9 protein-coding genes are annotated in these 15769 nt (G+C 60.0%); 5 read left to right on the plus strand and 4 right to left on the minus strand.

Annotated features, from left to right (window positions below):
• Positions 1 to 22 precede the first annotated feature (22 nt).
• Both ligA and HG800_RS19805 read left to right on the plus strand, forming a co-directional pair.
• Complete coding sequence (gene ligA, locus HG800_RS19800; RefSeq protein ID WP_169978714.1) at positions 23 to 2041, plus strand: NAD-dependent DNA ligase LigA; 2019 nt, start codon at positions 23 to 25, stop codon at positions 2039 to 2041.
• 412 nt (positions 2042 to 2453) lie between these two features.
• Positions 2454 to 3905, plus strand: a complete 1452-nt coding sequence (locus HG800_RS19805; protein ID WP_169978716.1) for a hybrid sensor histidine kinase/response regulator — start codon at positions 2454 to 2456, stop codon at positions 3903 to 3905.
• A 169-nt stretch (positions 3906 to 4074) separates the two neighbouring features.
• On the opposite strand, the gene HG800_RS19810 is transcribed toward HG800_RS19805, so the two are convergent.
• The 3 genes from HG800_RS19810 to HG800_RS19820 all read right to left on the minus strand — a co-directional run bounded on the left by HG800_RS19810 (position 4075) and on the right by HG800_RS19820 (position 8563).
• Complete coding sequence (locus HG800_RS19810) at positions 4075 to 4848, minus strand: sugar phosphate isomerase/epimerase family protein (protein ID WP_169978718.1); 774 nt, start codon at positions 4846 to 4848, stop codon at positions 4075 to 4077.
• Positions 4849 to 4918: 70 nt separating this feature from the next.
• Positions 4919 to 7396 carry a DUF1549 domain-containing protein gene (locus HG800_RS19815; RefSeq protein WP_169978720.1) on the minus strand — a complete coding sequence of 826 codons (2478 nt, stop codon included), beginning with the start codon at positions 7394 to 7396 and terminating at the stop codon, positions 4919 to 4921.
• Positions 7397 to 8113: 717 nt separating this feature from the next.
• The gene (locus HG800_RS19820) at positions 8114 to 8563 is read right to left on the minus strand and encodes a hypothetical protein (RefSeq protein ID WP_169978722.1); all 450 of its coding nucleotides are present in this window, start codon (positions 8561 to 8563) and stop codon (positions 8114 to 8116) included.
• Positions 8564 to 9008: 445 nt separating this feature from the next.
• Between HG800_RS19820 and HG800_RS19825 the strand changes: the two genes are divergently transcribed.
• Together HG800_RS19825 and HG800_RS19830 are read left to right on the plus strand one after the other, a co-directional pair.
• Positions 9009 to 10553: a hypothetical protein gene (locus tag HG800_RS19825; RefSeq protein ID WP_169978724.1), complete on the plus strand. Its 1545-nt coding sequence runs from the start codon at positions 9009 to 9011 to the stop codon at positions 10551 to 10553.
• Between the two features lie 246 nt (positions 10554 to 10799).
• The gene (locus tag HG800_RS19830; protein ID WP_169978726.1) at positions 10800 to 13070 is read left to right on the plus strand and encodes a hypothetical protein; all 2271 of its coding nucleotides are present in this window, start codon (positions 10800 to 10802) and stop codon (positions 13068 to 13070) included.
• Positions 13071 to 13153: 83 nt separating this feature from the next.
• On the opposite strand, the gene xylA is transcribed toward HG800_RS19830, so the two are convergent.
• The gene (xylA, locus tag HG800_RS19835) at positions 13154 to 14467 is read right to left on the minus strand and encodes a xylose isomerase (protein ID WP_169978728.1); all 1314 of its coding nucleotides are present in this window, start codon (positions 14465 to 14467) and stop codon (positions 13154 to 13156) included.
• Positions 14468 to 14963: 496 nt separating this feature from the next.
• Between xylA and HG800_RS19840 the strand changes: the two genes are divergently transcribed.
• Positions 14964 to 15731 (plus strand): hypothetical protein, encoded by a 768-nt coding sequence (locus HG800_RS19840; protein ID WP_169978730.1) that lies wholly within the window; start codon positions 14964 to 14966, stop codon positions 15729 to 15731.
• The last annotated feature ends 38 nt before the right edge of the window (positions 15732 to 15769 follow it).

Genomic DNA, 15769 nt, shown 5'->3' on the forward strand with positions numbered 1-15769 from the left:
CCAGGAGGGGGGGCGATCGACCATGGCGACCGAAGATGTTGTCCGGGCTGTGAATGAGCTGCGCCAGGAGATCGAAAAGCATAACCGCCTCTACTACGTTGAGGCGGCTCCGATTATCAGCGATCGGGAATATGACCGGCTGCTCAAGCAACTCGAAGATCTTGAGACCGCACACCCAGAGCTGATCACTCCCGACAGCCCTACCCAGCGCGTCGGTGGAGAACCAATCTCTGCGTTCGAGACGATCCGGCATTCCGTGCCGATGCTCTCTATTGAGAACACCTATACGCTTGATGAAATCCGGGAGTGGGACCGTCGCGTTCGTAAGGGACTGACCGATGGAGAGTCGGTTCTCTATGTGGTCGAGCTCAAGGTAGATGGAGTCGCCGTCTCGCTTCGATACGAAGCGGGAACACTCGTCCTCGGTGCCACCCGCGGCGATGGTGAGCGCGGGGACGACATCACCTCAAACCTTCGAACTGTACGAGGGATTCCCCTGACCTTACTCGATGATCCCCCCTCAGTGCTGGAGGTTCGGGGTGAGGTCTACATGACGAACTCCGAACTGGCCCGGCTCAACGAAGGACGCAAGGCCGAGGGCCTTTTGCCTTTTGCCAACCCTCGCAACGCCACAGCAGGTTCCTTGAAGCTGCTCGACCCGAAGCTTTGCGGCCGTCGTCGGCTATTGTTCGTCGCACATGGTCTCGGGGAAGTACGCGGGATCGACGTGCATTCGTATAAAGAAATTCTTGGTTTGATTCGTGAATGGGGCATTCCGATCAGCCCCCATAACGCGGCCTTCGACGACATCGAGCAGGTAATTCAGCACGCAAACGCCTGGGAACACCAACGTCATGACCTCGACTTCCAGATCGATGGTCTGGTCATCAAGGTTGACGACCTTGGTCAGCGTGCCCGACTCGGCTATCGTTCCAAGAGTCCCAGATGGGTCATTGCATACAAATATGAAGCAGAACAGGCGATTACGAAAATTCTTGGTATCACAGTTCAGGTGGGCAAGACCGGCAAGCTGACTCCCGTGGCGGAGCTGGAACCGGTCCCCCTGGCCGGCACGGTCGTCAAGCGGGCGAGCTTGCACAATCCGGACGAAATTGAGCGCAAAGGGGTTCGGATCGGCGATACGGTCGTCATTCAGAAGGCCGGTGAGATCATCCCCCAGGTTGTTCGCGTCGAAGCGGACTCAAGAGACGGATCGGAACGGCCCTACGCATTTCCGGATCAATGCCCAAGCTGCCATGCCCCCATCGAACGCATTCCGGGAGAGGTCGATGCCCGTTGCACCAACCCCCCCTCCAAGTGCCCCGACCAGCTCAAGGAATGGCTCCGCTGGTTCGCCCACCGCGACGCGATGGACGTCGATGGCCTGGGAGAGAAACTCATTGATCAACTCGTGGAGCGAGGACTTGTCCGATCGCTCGGGGATCTCTACCGGCTCGACCAGGAGACACTTTCCGGGCTGGACCGCATGGGGAAAAAATCGGCCGCGAATCTCATCCGGGAACTCGAACAGAGCAAACACCGACCCCTCGACCGCTTCCTGACAGCCTTGACAATCCGCCATGTTGGAACCCGGATCGCCGAGATCCTCGCCCTCCACTTCCGATCGATTGAAGCACTGCGGTCGGCTTCCCTTGAGGAATTGGAGGCTGTTCCCGAGGTCGGGCACGTTGTGGCCGCAAGCGTTCGACACTTTCTCGACGATCCGACCCACCAGGCGCTCATCGACGAACTGCTCGAAGCGGGAGTGGCTCCCGAACCGCTCCCGGAACTTCAGACAACAGAGGGTCTTCCACTTGCCGGCAAAACAGTGGTCATTACCGGCACCCTTCCGAGACGGTCACGTTCCGAGGCGGAAGCCCTGGTCAAGCGGGCCGGCGGTAAAGTCACGGGCTCGATCTCAAAGAATACCTCGTACCTGATCGCAGGGGCCGATCCCGGCAGTAAGCTGGAAAAAGCCCGGCAGCTGGGGATCACGATTCTTGACGAAGACGAACTTGATCGGATCGTGGCTGCAACGTGATGCCAGGTGTTTGGCCAGTTTTCTGGAACCTTAGTTTCCGTCCCGCTCAATTTTTTCAAAGTTTTCCTTGCCTCGATGTTGTTTGAGGGATTAGAAATGAGGGTGGCGGATGATCGATCCATTGATCGCGTTGGAGTCGTTCGCCAATCAAACTTCTTCTTGAACTCGGCAATCAATCGCGTCAGAAGGATGTGTTGAACCCTATCGGTGTTTAGGAGCAGTGAGCGCGATCCACCGAGTTCGTGTTGGAAAGTGAGCGAATTTGTCTCGCGGTATTGAGAGCTTGGCGGTATTGGTTGCCGGGATGCTGATGATCTCCCGACCAGGAGCGTTCGCTCCGCATCGGTGAGGCAGACACCGGATGTCGACTCAACGAATCGATTCCACGACGAGGTCAGGAGAGCGACCGGCGATGACGCAGGTCGTTGATCCACAGTTATTACGATTGATCAAGGATCATCCGCACGGCATTCTTGTCGTGGCGAGTGATTCCGGACGGATCGTTCATGCCAATACCGCGGCTCGATTTCTTCTTCGAGACGACCCTGAAGCCGCGATTGACGGTGATCTTCTCGGAATCCCCGTTCATAGTGGACAGAGTGTCCTGGTTGAGGCGGGACCACCAACTCGTCGACGCTTGCGAATGAAAGTGGAGCAGGTCTGCTGGGCAGGCCGGCAGGAGCAATTCATCACCCTTCGTGAGGTCAGATCGGCCCATCGCCCCCGCCGTCGTGGTGATGCATCGCGAGGGCCCGATCGAGCCATGTCACTTCTTGCCCACGAGTTACGTAGCCCGCTCAGCGCCATGCTTGGTGCTCTGCATGCGGCCCGACTGAATCCGTCGACCCAGCAAGGAGTTCTGGTGTTCGTCGAGCATCAGGCCCGACGCTTGGGTCGCCTCCTTGAAGACCTCGTTGAAGGGGAGGTTAGTGACGGTCGGTCGATTCCCATTCGTCCGGTGATGATCACCGTCAACCGATTGGTGAGTTGGAGTGCCGAGGCGATCCGACCACTTGTCGCGGCCCGGGGGCAGCAACTCGAGGTCCGTCTTACGGAAGAACCGATTCTGCTGGCGGTCGATCCGACGTGGATCGAACAGGCATTTCTTCATTTGCTGGTCAACGCGTCGAAATATTCGGAGGTCGGCGGGAACATCCGGATGGAGGTTCTTCGAGACCCCGAAAACGTGGTCATCTCAATCCGGGACGATGGGATCGGTATCCCTTCGACGGATCTGGGTCGTATCTTCAATCCATTTCGTCGAGGAGACTCCGACCGGGTTCGCCTTCGGGAAGGCCAAGGGGTTGGTCTGGCAATGGTCCACCGGATCATCGCTCGTCATGGTGGCAACGTTTCCGCGGCCAGTCCGGGGTCGGGTCAGGGAAGCACCTTTACCATCCGATTACCCATCGCATCCGTCGGAACGGCTTCTCCAACTCCTCCGGTTGCCTGGGTGGACCATCCTCAACCCCCGCTTCGATCGTCATCAGCCACCTCAATCCTCATCGTTGATGATGATGAGGCGGCGGCGGAAGGACTGGCGATGGTTCTTCGCCTGTGGGGTTGTGAGGTTCGGATGGCCTTCGACGGCAATCACGCGCTCAGGGATGCGATTGCCGATCCTCCCGACATCCTCGTGATCGATCGGGCACTTCCAGGCATCGATGGCGAAAGCCTGGCCCGTCGGCTTCGAGAGATCACGGCCACCGCTTCGGCACTCTTGATTTGCCTGACCGGTTCCGGCTGGCAACCCGACCCCGATGCAGACCCCTTCGATCACCACTTACTCAAACCCATCGACTTCGAGGCACTTGCTCAGCTCATTCCGACTCCGAAACTCGGCAGGCCGGAATCGGATCGGTGATGGATTCGTTGGTGCTGGTGACTCCCGGACATGCCCATTCCGTTCTCCAAATGACGATCCGAATCGCGATTGCGATGGGCGCACCATGGATTGGCGTGGTGATACGCTCGCCGGTTGAGTGGCAAGCAGCAGGACCGGCCCCATGCCTCGAAGCCGAGGGGAAGACGATTCAGTCGGCCTCGTGCTCAGTCTGGAGGGCCTCCCAGAGTGCCCGGTAGTACCGAAGGAGGCGATCGGGCTCGGGGCTGTCGGGAATCTCGGCGAGGGTGAAGCCCTGATAGCCGGATTCCTTGAGCAATCGGAATAGAGTTCGGTAAGGGTAACCGCTGTGTAACTCGTTAATATGAACCAGGCCGATCCGGTCGGCGACCATCCGGAATGCGGGTTCGATCGAGCCGTCAATCAGGTCCGTCGGATTAGAGTTCCAGCAGACCGTAACGTTGCGGTGCTTGGCGTGATTCATGATGGTCGCGAAGGCGGGAAACTTCGCGGTCTCTCGCCCGTGCACCTCAACCCGGATCTCCACACCGAAGCCTTCGCCATACTCCCCGACTTCGAGCAACGACTCGCCGATCTGTCGGAAGGTCGCCTCGGGATCGACCCCCTGGGGAATGCCGTTCGGTCGGACCTTCACCCCGGGGGCTCCAATGTCGTGGGCGAGTTGGATGAACTCCTTTGTTCCCTCGATGTTCCGACGGACTTCGGCCGGGTCGTCCGAGTGATACTCGAAGGCACTGCCCAGCCCAGCTAGTTCCAGGCCCGAGTCGCTGAATCGCTTACGAACGTGTTCCCGATCTGCGTTGGACAAGGACACTTCAACGCCGTGGGCGTGCGTGGTGCGCAGTTCGACCCCTTCGAAGCCGAGCGCCGGCAGCTTCGTCAGGATTGTGTCGAGGTCCCAATCCTTGGCGATGTTATACGTCACGGTGCCGAGGAGGAGCATGGTCGTCGGTCCCAGAATCCAGGGAAAGTCAATCCAGGACCCACCAGGGTCCCGCCTCGGCGAGGCCCCGTCAATCAATAAACTGGAATTCCTTGGCGTTGACCAGGGCCCAGAGGATGTCTTCAAACGCCTCACGCTCCTGACCAGGCTTCGACTCGACGTGGAAGATGGCCGTTGCGCGTTCGCTGTCCGAGGGGGTTCGGGCGAAAGCCAACTGGAACAGCTCGTCGATACGCTCCTCAATCGGCCTCGCGTCACTCGCGAGGGCCGCCGCGCGTCCGCCATTGTCTGACAGTCGGGCCTGAACCTCCGCAGAGTTCAACAGCATCAAGCTCTGGCTGAGGCTGGCATCTCCGATCCGTTCGCATTCGCAGGCGGTGTCACGCATCGGTCTCCCAAACGTGTCGAGAAAATCCGAACGGACCGATTCGTCCGGCAACGAAATCGCCCGAAATCCAGACGGCAGGCCGTCAAAGCGATTGGGAACCCGTGTGACCTGCGAAATGGCGTCGAGCAAGACCTCCGCGCTCATTCGTTTGGGATAGAAGCGGGCAAAGCTCTGAGTGTCGCGGGCATTAATCTCATTTGGTTCGCTCGAAAGACTGTACAGCCTGCTCGTGGTCAGCGTCCGGACCAGATGCTTGAGGTCGTAGCCAGAAGCGATGAAATCATCGCTCAATGCCTTCATCAAGGCCGGGTTTGTGGCGGGGTTCGTTTCGCGAAGATCATCAATCGGCTCGACCAGGCCTCGGTCAAAGAAGTGGGCCCAGTAGCGATTGACCACCGCCGGGGCGAAAAATGGGTTATCCTGGCGGGCAAGCCAGTCCACAAGCACCTCTCTTGGGTCCTCGGTCGCCGGGATGGTGAACGGCTCCGCCTCTCCGAGGCCCTTTGGCTGCATCGGTTGACCAGTCTTCGGGTGGGGAACCTGGCCGCTTCGCTTGCTGAAGATCACCAGCTCATCGCTTCCACCCTTTTGCGAGGTCAGCGATCCCTTACGCCCAACCCTTCCGAAGAAGGCCGCGAAGCCGTAGTAATCGTCCTGGCTCCAGGTTTCAAACGGGTGGTGATGGCACTTCGCGCACTGAAGCCTCATCCCGAGAAAGACCTGCGCCGCGTCGTCGACAAATTCGTCGGCCTTCTTCAGGTCCCGGTACCAGACCGTTGCCGGAGCCGTTTCGGGAGTTCCACTGGCGGCGATCACCTGACGGGTAAACTCGTCGAACGGGGTGTTCTGATCAATTTGTCGGCGAATCCAGTCATAAAACCGGAAGGTTGAGCGCTGATTCCGAGCGCTTCCCGCACGCTTGTTTCGGAGGATGTCCGCCCACTTGACCGCGAATAGCTTGGCATACTCGGGACGATCAAGGAGTGTATCGACCAGTCGAGCCCGTTTGTCAGGGTTGGTCTCGGCGACGAACGCGTCGATTTCCTCGACCGTCGGTAACGTGCCGGTGATGTCCAGAGAGGCTCGACGGATGAACTCCTCATCCGAGCAAAGGTCCGAGGGGGTAAGCCCCAGTTCCTTCCACTGGGCGAGTGCGAGATCATCAACGAAGTTGTTGGGCGAAAACGCGATGGCATCGGCCACTGGTTCGCCTCGGGGAACGGTCGCCCGAAACACCGCCACCTGACCCTGATAGCGAGCCATTACGGCGGCCATACCAGGGAGATCTGCCGTGCGGACGCGTCCACCCTCGGCGACGTTGGCAATCTCTGAAACGTTCGACTCGTACTGGGCCCACCGAGTCACATCCTCGGTCGAGCCGTCCGAGTAAACCGCCGTGACCACGAGTTGCTGGTCGACTCCTTGATCGAGAACCCGAGATGGCGGATAGACCTCGATTCTCGCGACCGTCGGTGCGTCTGGATCACCGACCGGCATCCCTTCGGCGATCCATCGGCGAATGAGGCGATACTCGTGCGAATCTTCTGCGAGTAGTTTGCCGCCCCCGTGCGGGACGTCGGCCACAGCCTTCAAGAGTAAGAGACTCTGCTCCGGGGCGGCGGGGAAGACCCGCCGGCCTCGGCCTTCCTTCACCAGGGTTTCGTAGTCAAGTTCCGGCTCGAAACCAAGCAAACTCAGGCGGAACCCGTTTTGTCCGCCCGATTTCCCATGGCAGCCACCGGCGTTGCAGCCGAGCTTGGTGAAAATCGGCACAATCTGGTTCGTAAAGTGAATCGGTGGAGGGTTGTCGAAGGCGAGAACCTCGACGGGCACCTCGACCTGACGGCCCTCCACCTCGATTCGAACGATCGTCTTGCCATCGCCCCGCGCCGAGATCACTCCCGACGGATCGACGACAACAACCGTCTCATCCTCGCTCGTAAATCGAGCCGAGGAAGTCCGATCTTTCCCATCCTCTCGGCCTTCAACTGCCAGTTGCTGAACGGCATCAGGGCCGATCAAGGTGACCGCGTCTGGGACGATGCGTAACGACTCAGCCAGGGATGTTTCGGATCGATCGACCTCCGAGGCCGTGAGCCCGTCAGGGCCGATTGCCGTCAGCACCATTCCGATCGTTGTTGCGGCCAACCAGCTGCGCATCACTTTGGTCTCCTCGGAGCCCCGTCTCAGCAACTCGGAACCAAGACCGTCTCCAGGCCCGAGCCCCATCAATGGGACGAAAACCACCCCTAAACTTTACTGACCTTCCCTGCAAGCGACAAGAAAAAGTTAAACCAAGTTTCACCATGCTCGGGTTCAACGCTGGTCTGCCAACCGTGGTTCGAAGGTGCTGATCCGCCTCATTTCGGAACGAACATCTGAGGAACGCGGCGTGTCCCTGGACGTGGCGACGTTGGTTGCGTATGGTAGTGAGTGACAGGAGTGTTGAGATCGGAGCGTTCTGGTGTCACATTTCTGTCGGCTCACCACCGACCGGGTAGCTCAGTCGGTAGAGCAGCGGACTTCGACGCCGCCTTTTTGGCGCGCACCTGGAGCCTCTCGCGGGAAGAAACCGAACTGCGAGAGTGCATGCCGCAGTATGCTGGGACGCCCTGAGAGCCCCCGCCACCACAACGGTAGCCGGCAACGGCAAACGTGACGGTTCGAAAAGATCGAGGGATTGGGTAATCAGCAGGCAAGGACTCCGGCGGATCGCCGGGTCCAGCCTCAGAGACTCGACGCGGCACACCTGCGATGGTGAAGGGAGAGTCCAGACTCCAACACGGGTCAGCCCCCCTCAACTCGGGCTGACCTGAGGTCGGTGAAAGCCGATGGGGTAAGTTAATCCGCTGGTCGTGGGTTCGAGTCCCACCCCGGTCACTTCCGAGCCCCCCGACGTTTCGGGGGGCTTTCCTCTGCGCCCTCCTGACGATTCTGGCCTCGTTTCGGTGTCTTCCCGGCCGATTGATCGAGCACCCGTTTCAACATCGCTCCCAGACGCCGCGACGCTGCTCCCTGGTACGAGGACAGTTCCACCATTTCGGCAAAGCTCAGCCGAGGATCAGGAAACGGTAACTGGGTTTCCGCCTGCGACAACGTCCCACGCAGCTGATACTTCTTGCCGATCAGGCGGATCTTGACGCCACAGCGTCGTAACAACTCCAACTCTCGGTAAAACGTCCGCAAGCCGATTTGAAGCATGTCGAGTAACTCCGCTCGCGATCGTGGAGCCTCGTCGAGCAATCGAGCCAGGCGGTGCAACCGGGCAGCCCGGCTGTCGGTGATCTGAACTGCCGGCCGACGTCGGGGCGGAGCGTTCGAACTCATCGTCTCCTCCTACGGGCAAGGCACCGGGCTTGGCAATCAATGCATCAATGGTCGTCGGCAATGCCATCAAGCCCTCCATGGCCCAGTAGGAACACACATATTTCATGCATGTTAGCAATCATCTGGGCTGGTGGTCCAGCCCATAGGTCTCGCCGAGAGATTGGCGATTCTGTTGATCGTGCCGGTCGTGTGGGTTTTCCTCAAGGGGTGCGAGACAGGAACCGACTGAATAGGAGTGAGTCGGTGACCACCGTGAGGGAACGTTTCCTGGCTTGATTCGTTGTCCAGCAGGGGAGCGAATCAAGGGTCGCGGTGGTTGGATCGAGCGATGAGGGGGCTTGGGCTTCGCCCGTTCTCGTGGTGAGGCCGACTGTGACCTGGCGCGGCAGGCTGGGCGGGTCGTCCCGCATCGGGCGAGGTTTTCCCCTTCAGGGAGAGTGTCTCCATGTCGACGTCAAAGCGCCGTCGGTCGCTGAGTTTCCGTCCGAGGCCGGATCTGCTTGAGGGCCGTCAGTTGCTCTCGACGGTCTTCCGGGGGGTCGATTTTGATGGCGACATCTGGACGTTGCGGCTGGTCGGACCGGGTTCGCTTCGGGTGACGAATCAACCAGGGTCTGACGGGGTGACTCCGGTTCCAATCGGTCAGCCAGGACTGATTGATACGATCACGGTTCAGGGCGCGAATCCCTCAACGACCCGCCTAATTGGCGTCGTCGAGCAAGCTGCGGGTGGTGATGGTCGAGTCTTCTTCGAGAATCTCATTTCGCCCGCGAGCGTCATTCCGGGGCCTGGGACTGGAGTCGGCATGTTGGCCATCGACATGCCCAACTTCTGGCTCGGAGATACCAGTCCCGGCGATACCGAGCAGGTTCAAGGTCGGATCGACATTCCTGACGGTGTTGTGACCTTGCACTTCGGAGGGGTTGTGACCCGCGCGTCCTTCGGAGAGGAACCTCCCGAACCTCCCGCGACAAACGCCCAGCCCAATCGGTTCACGATCAATCTCGGCCTTCCAACCCGGGTTGGTACGAGCATTATTCTTGATCGAGTCGATACGACAAACCCGGCGACTCTCGTTGATCCCCTCACTCCTCAAGACACAGTGACCTTCAACGTCAGCGGCCGGCTCAACGTGTTTCAGGCCAATACAATTGACGGCGATCCCACCTTGGATCTGGGTGACTCGGGAACCTTCGACGGCAATAATTCTGGTGGGACGACCATTATCTCCGGACCTCCCCAGGTCATTAGCCAGGTGGGGACCGGGGCCATCGGGCGGTTCCGAATCGGTGGCAACGCCACAAACATGACGGTTCAGGTAGGCGGGAACAATGCGCGACTGACAAATTTCTTCATCGGTGGCGAAACGAACAAGGTGACAGTCGCGGCCGTCGAAGGGATTCGAACGGCACTCTTCGGCCTGGGTATGGATACCGTTTCCATCCAGGCGGGCGAGATTGAGCAACTGAAGGCCAATCGGGGAGCCGTCGGGTCATCCGTCCTCGTGGGTCGAAACGCCGGCTCGTTGACACTCGGTGGCGACGTGATCAACACCAACGTTCTCGCCGGCTACACGCCCGGTTCTGGTGTCGGAGCGGCTCCAACGGCCCAGTCCGGTGGACAGATGACGGTCCGGGTGGCTGGAGACGTCTTTGACTCGCTCTTCGCCGCCTCGGTCCAGCCGTTCGAAGGGGTCTTTGGTAGTCCTCAAGACCTGGTCCTCCCGACCGGTTATATCAATGCCAAGGTTGAGGGCTTGATTGACAATAGCCTCAATCCGCTGGTCAGCCCCGAGGCATTCGATCAAGCCTTCTTTGCCGAGCGGGTTCGACTCGAATCCGGCCCGGTCATTCCTCCCGCGGCACCTGGTGCCCCGTTCCGGCCGCAGCCCGGCCCCGGACGAACCCCTGGCGTTCAAGGACTCTCCGGCGGCCAGCCCAGCCACACCTTCCGGTTCATTGAACGGCTGAATGCCCGTCAGGCTCCCTGATCAACACGGAGAGAGCCTCGATCCCTTGAAATGGCCGGGTGGGTTGACTTCCGTTGACCCATCCGGCCCTTCCTGTTTCAATCCCGCACCTGCGTTTGTCAGCGAACTTCCGAACGGCTTGCCCCGGCCGGATCACTCGGGAGATCGTGGCCCGAATGACTCAGGTTCCCAACGCCATTCACGATGTCAGAGCGCGACGTTCGGATGGCTCTCGGGCCTTCTCGGAGCCAAGGAGGATCTTGCAGCATGAAATCGCTCGCAGACGCAGTGACTCCCGATCGGCCCGAGTTCCCGTCCTGGAGACGTCTGACGCTGATCGCGCTGCTCTATACCGGGGTGGCGATCGGAGCAACCTTTCCCGCCATAACCACAATTCGGACCGCGTTGCCAGGTCATCCGGCTGATCCGCTCGTTCATCTCTGGACGATGCGCTGGTACAAGCAGTGCCTGATGGAAGGAAACCTTCCCTTTCTGGCTCCCGGCCTCCAGCATCCCGTCGGGGCTCCGGTCGGATACCTGCCTCCGTTGCAATATCAGAGTCTGCTCTATCTCGGTCTTTCGTCACTCCTCTCCAACGACGTGCTTTGCTTCAACATCATCTGGTTTCTGGGGTTCGTGTTGACTGGCTTTGGCACCTATATCCTGGCCTGGTACGTTCTGCGTCACTGCTGGGCGGCGACACTGGCCGGATTGCTGGCGATGCTTGCGGGGCCAATCTCCTATTTTGCCGTGGGAGAAATTGAACAGATTACCCTGGGATGGTTCCCCCTGTTCATGGTCGGATGGCTTCGTTTCGTCGATCAACCCTCGCGCGGCCGATTGGTCCTCGCGGCCGCTCTGTATCTTCTTCTCGCGATGAGCGCACCCTACTACGGACTCTTTGGTGTCTTTCCGGCGACACTCTACGTACTCTGGAGTGCCTGGAGCCACGGATGGCGCGTTCGGAAACCGTTTATCCTCCCCCGCCTGGGATGGTTCATCGCGTTCGTCGGATTGACCTTCCCTGCGCTCCTCGTCCTGTTCTCCAGCCAGGTCTGGGCCATGACACATGGCTTCCCGATGGACCGATCCTCGGGCGAGTTTCAGTTCTACAAGGCGAGCCTGGGGGGATATCTCATTCCGATCGCCCCGAAACTGCTGGCGGGTTGGTTGCAAAAGCCAGGGTCAGTCTTGCTCGGAGAGGCATTCTTTCCGGCCTATCTGGGAATCGTGACTCTTGGGTTGCTCGCCTACACTGCGGTGGCAAGAGTGCGATTTCCTCGGGCCTCCTTCTGGTGGCTTGGACTGGCAATGTTGGTCATCTTGTCGCTGGGAGCGTCCATCACCATCGGCAACACGGAACTCCCGTTGCCCGCTCAATGGCTCCGCGAGTACATCAAAATTCTCAAACCTGTACGAGTGCCTGCTCGATTTGCCTATTTCGCGGCCCTTCTTGCAGTTCTGATTGCTGCGGCCGGGTTCAGGCACCTGCTGACTCGCATTCCGAATGCCATCGGCCGCGCTGGTCTGGCACTTCTGGTGATGTCGGTTGCTTTGGTTGATCTAGCTCATGTGCCATTCCCCACCCGCACCGTCCCGGAAATGCCGAGGGCGTATCAGTGGATCAAGGAACGCTCACCGAATGCCGCGTTGTTCGAAGCGCCGCACTCCAATTTCGCGTGGCGAATGCCGGCGCTTTGCACCTACTGGCAATCATTCCACGGGCTTCGGACCTCGGCGGGCTATACGGCTGACCTAAACCCGGTTCACGAACCCTTGATCACGCATTCGTCCCCCTTTCACGCCCATCGATTAGCGGATCCGGAGTATTTGAAGGCGTCTGACACGATCGTCTTCGAGCCGATCGGGTTAACGGGATCACAGAAATTTAACGATTATGTATGGCTATATTTGAAATCTTTTGGGTTTGACTATCTGGTTCTCCATCATCGTCCTGGAGATTATCCGGAACTTCCGGTACAGTTCGATCAGATCAAGCATCGGCTCGCACCGGCGAAGGTTTTTGAAGACGAGGTGACGGCGGTCTACGAGACGGAGCTGCTTCCCGTCCCGTCTCGCCCCACCTTGCTTTGTGGCCGGGGTTGGCGAGGATACATCCCGTCCCGGTTTGGAGTGGGGCGGCTCATCGACCCCGTCAGCGAAGTGACCCTATACAACCCGAACGCCGGCGAACCGATCGTGCTGGCACTTCGGGGAACGACCCGCCGGGCGGCTCGCATTCTGGAACTTCGCGATGGCAACTCGGTGCTGGCTCGATGGCGCATCGAAGCGGGCGATCAGCGTACGATCGTCAGTCCTCCGCTCGATCTGGCAGAGGGCTTGCACCGGCTCACCTTGGTTTGTGATGGGGTCGAGCCCGACACCTCTCACAAGCCTCACTTTGAGAAGGAGCAGGCGCCCTATGGACTTTGGGTTTCCGCCCTTGGATTCGGAGCGTCGCAGGACCTGGCAGTGACCTGGGACGCCTCCGAAGTGATTCTTGCCGAGCAGCCAATAATCGATCGCGTCGTGCGATAGGCGGATGCGATCTTGCGACTAACCCACTCGCCGATTCGAACCCATCGAGCTGGGGACGAATCGGCTTGCGGGGTCGCTCATGCTCAGATGAACTCGTTGATCAGGTTTTCGAGCATCTCCTGCCGTCCGCTAACGTTCGGTGTGACGTCTCCCTTGGGCAGGATGTAGGCTTCGAGGTCGGCGAAGGTGGCCCGCCCCGATTCGACCTTGCGGCCGAGTTCGCCGTCCCAGCTCGCGTAGCGATTGCGAACGAACTCGGCGAGGCGCCCGTCTTCGCGAATCCTGTGGGCGATCTTCAGGCCGCGGGCGAAGGCGTCCATCCCGCCGATGTGGGCGTAGAACAGGTCGACCGGCTCGAAGCTCTCGCGGCGCACTTTGGCGTCGAAGTTGATGCCGCCGGTGGTCCAGCCGCCCATGTCCAGGACTTCGAGCATGCTGGTGGCCGTCAGGTAGATGCTCGTCGGGAACTGGTCGGTATCCCAGCCGAGCATCGGGTCGCCCGTGTTGGCGTCCATCGAGCCGAGCACGCCGGAGGCGGCGGCCATGCGCAGCTCGTGCTGCATCTCGTGGCCGGCGAGGGTGGCGTGGTTCGTTTCGAGGTTCAGCTTGAAGTGGCCAAGCAGGTCGTAGGTGCGGAGGAAGTTCAGGCAGCTTTCGGTATCGCTGTCGTACTGGTGCTTGGTCGGCTCCATCGGCTTCGGCTCGATGTAGAACTGACCGTCGAAGCCGATCGACTTCTTGTAATCGACAGCCATGTTGAGGAACCGGCCCAGGTGGTCGAGTTCCCGCTTCAGGTCGGTGTTCAGGAGGGTCGAGTAGCCTTCCCGGCCTCCCCAGAAGGTGTAGCCGAGGCCCCCCAGCTCCAGGGTCGTTTCCAGCATCTTCTTCACCTGGGCGCCGGCGAAGGCGAAGGCGTCGAAGTTCGGGCTGGTCGAGGCTCCGTGCATGTAGCGGGGGTTGGAGAAGAGGTTGGCCGTCCCCCAGAGCAACCGCACTCCGGTCCGCTGCTGTTCTTCTTTCAGGACCTTGGCCACGGCGTCGAGGTTGGCGTTCGACTCCTTCAGCGTCTTGCCTTCGGGCGCAACGTCGCGGTCGTGGAAGCAGTAGAAGGGGACCCCAAGCTTCTCCAGGAATTCGAAGGCCGCCCGGGCGCGTCGGGTAGCGTTCTCGACTGTTGGTGTGCCGTCGTCCCAGGGGCGTTGAGCCGTACCCGCGCCGAAGGGATCGCTCAGGGGGTTCGTAAACGTGTGCCAGTAGGCGACCGAGAAGCGCAGATGGTCGCGCATCGACTTCCCGCCGACCAGCTCATCCGGGTTGTAATGCTTAAATTCAAGGGGGTTTTTCGAATCAGGTCCGCCGTAAGCGATCTTGGGAACGTCAGGGAAGAACTCGGACATCACAGGGCCTCGCGCCGCGGAGAGAGTGAGAGAACGTGGCGTTGAATTGGGCGAGACGCCCCCGATTGAGCCAGGCGGCGTCCGTGGATGGCCATGAGTGTAAAGGGGCGCTTGAGTGTGGGACAAGTCCCCGGCTGGTCCAACTCGTCGGACCGAGACTTTACTCGATCACTTGCGTTGTTCGAACCCGGCGGGTCCGACGCAACGCTCTCCCAGGTTCGACCCGTCGGAGCGAGTGATGCCTTCTCGTTCCGGAACCGAACGTACAGTGTTCTTCAGCAAATTCTCGTTCGACGAGGGTGCCTTAAGCTCTGGAATTCGGGATCTTCCTCGCGGCCGGGTTGCTCGACGTTGTGGAATCCTCCCTGATCGTCCTATGATTGAGCAAGAAGCGCGTGTCAGGGGTCGGGTCGACCGACCCTCCCCATCGCTGCCGGGGAGCCTGGGCCGGCCTTCGGCTTCACCGATCTTGCATCGACGACGCCCTCGAGATCGCATGATGACGACCACCGAACTGAGCCTTCACTCCCGATCTCGCCGAACACTCCTCCGAGGTGTTCTGGCGTCGATGGTGCTTCTCTTGTGCTGCTCCGGAGACGCTCAGGCCCAGTGGGGGTTCGGGCCATTCGGCGGTTTCGGCTGGGGATTCGCTCATCCTTACACCCCGCCATCGGTCCGAATGCTCGATCAACGAGCGAATGTACGGGCCGGTATGGATCAGGAGGCGCTCAATCGAACCAGTCTCTCAACCCCTGACCGTTTTGATTACCGTCGGCAGCAGGTTTCCATGCAACAGCGCTACGACGTCTCCTCGACGCGAGGCATGGAAGTCGCTCGGGCCGGACGCGGGACTCCGATTCCGGGAAGCCGGGCCAGTGAGGCCGGGAGGCCGACCCCTCCTCCCCCCAATCAAGCGGCCGCCGTCGCCCGACCCGTTCTCGAAATCACCAGCTTTGTCAATCAGCAGGATCAGCTCGTCTGGCCGTCTGATGCCCCTGTCTCCGGGGATTTGATCACCAAGCGCGATCAGGCCGACGAGGCGATTCATGAGGTCGTGCAGGAATACCGGGCCATGAACGGCGCTCAGATCAACACTGTGGCCACTGCCCGGGAGGATTTGATCGCTTACGGACAGCCCGCGCTTCAATACCTTCGAGAAACCTCCACGGCTCGCGTGGCCGATACCTTCCACCTGTTCCTGCTCTCGCTCTATGACTCGCTGGCGCAGGCTGCCGAGCAGGGAATCAACGCGCAGGACCGCTGATTCCCTCGCCCGGAGCGATCGCTTCCTCATCGCATCGA

Origin of the sequence: Tautonia rosea, assembly GCF_012958305.1 — a bacterium.
GTDB classification, from domain to species: Bacteria; Planctomycetota; Planctomycetia; order Isosphaerales; family Isosphaeraceae; genus Tautonia; species Tautonia rosea.

What these genes read in the sequence shown, in the direction of transcription:
- ligA (WP_169978714.1), top strand. Translation starts at nt 23, where the DNA reads ATGGCGACCGAAGATGTTGTCCGGGCTGTGAATGAGCTGCGCCAGGAG.
- HG800_RS19805 (WP_169978716.1), top strand. Translation starts at nt 2,454, where the DNA reads ATGACGCAGGTCGTTGATCCACAGTTATTACGATTGATCAAGGATCAT.
- HG800_RS19810 (WP_169978718.1), bottom strand. Translation starts at nt 4,848, where the DNA reads ATGCTCCTCCTCGGCACCGTGACGTATAACATCGCCAAGGATTGGGAC.
- HG800_RS19815 (WP_169978720.1), bottom strand. Translation starts at nt 7,396, where the DNA reads ATGCGCAGCTGGTTGGCCGCAACAACGATCGGAATGGTGCTGACGGCA.
- HG800_RS19820 (WP_169978722.1), bottom strand. Translation starts at nt 8,563, where the DNA reads ATGAGTTCGAACGCTCCGCCCCGACGTCGGCCGGCAGTTCAGATCACC.
- HG800_RS19825 (WP_169978724.1), top strand. Translation starts at nt 9,009, where the DNA reads ATGTCGACGTCAAAGCGCCGTCGGTCGCTGAGTTTCCGTCCGAGGCCG.
- HG800_RS19830 (WP_169978726.1), top strand. Translation starts at nt 10,800, where the DNA reads ATGAAATCGCTCGCAGACGCAGTGACTCCCGATCGGCCCGAGTTCCCG.
- xylA (WP_169978728.1), bottom strand. Translation starts at nt 14,467, where the DNA reads ATGTCCGAGTTCTTCCCTGACGTTCCCAAGATCGCTTACGGCGGACCT.
- HG800_RS19840 (WP_169978730.1), top strand. Translation starts at nt 14,964, where the DNA reads ATGATGACGACCACCGAACTGAGCCTTCACTCCCGATCTCGCCGAACA.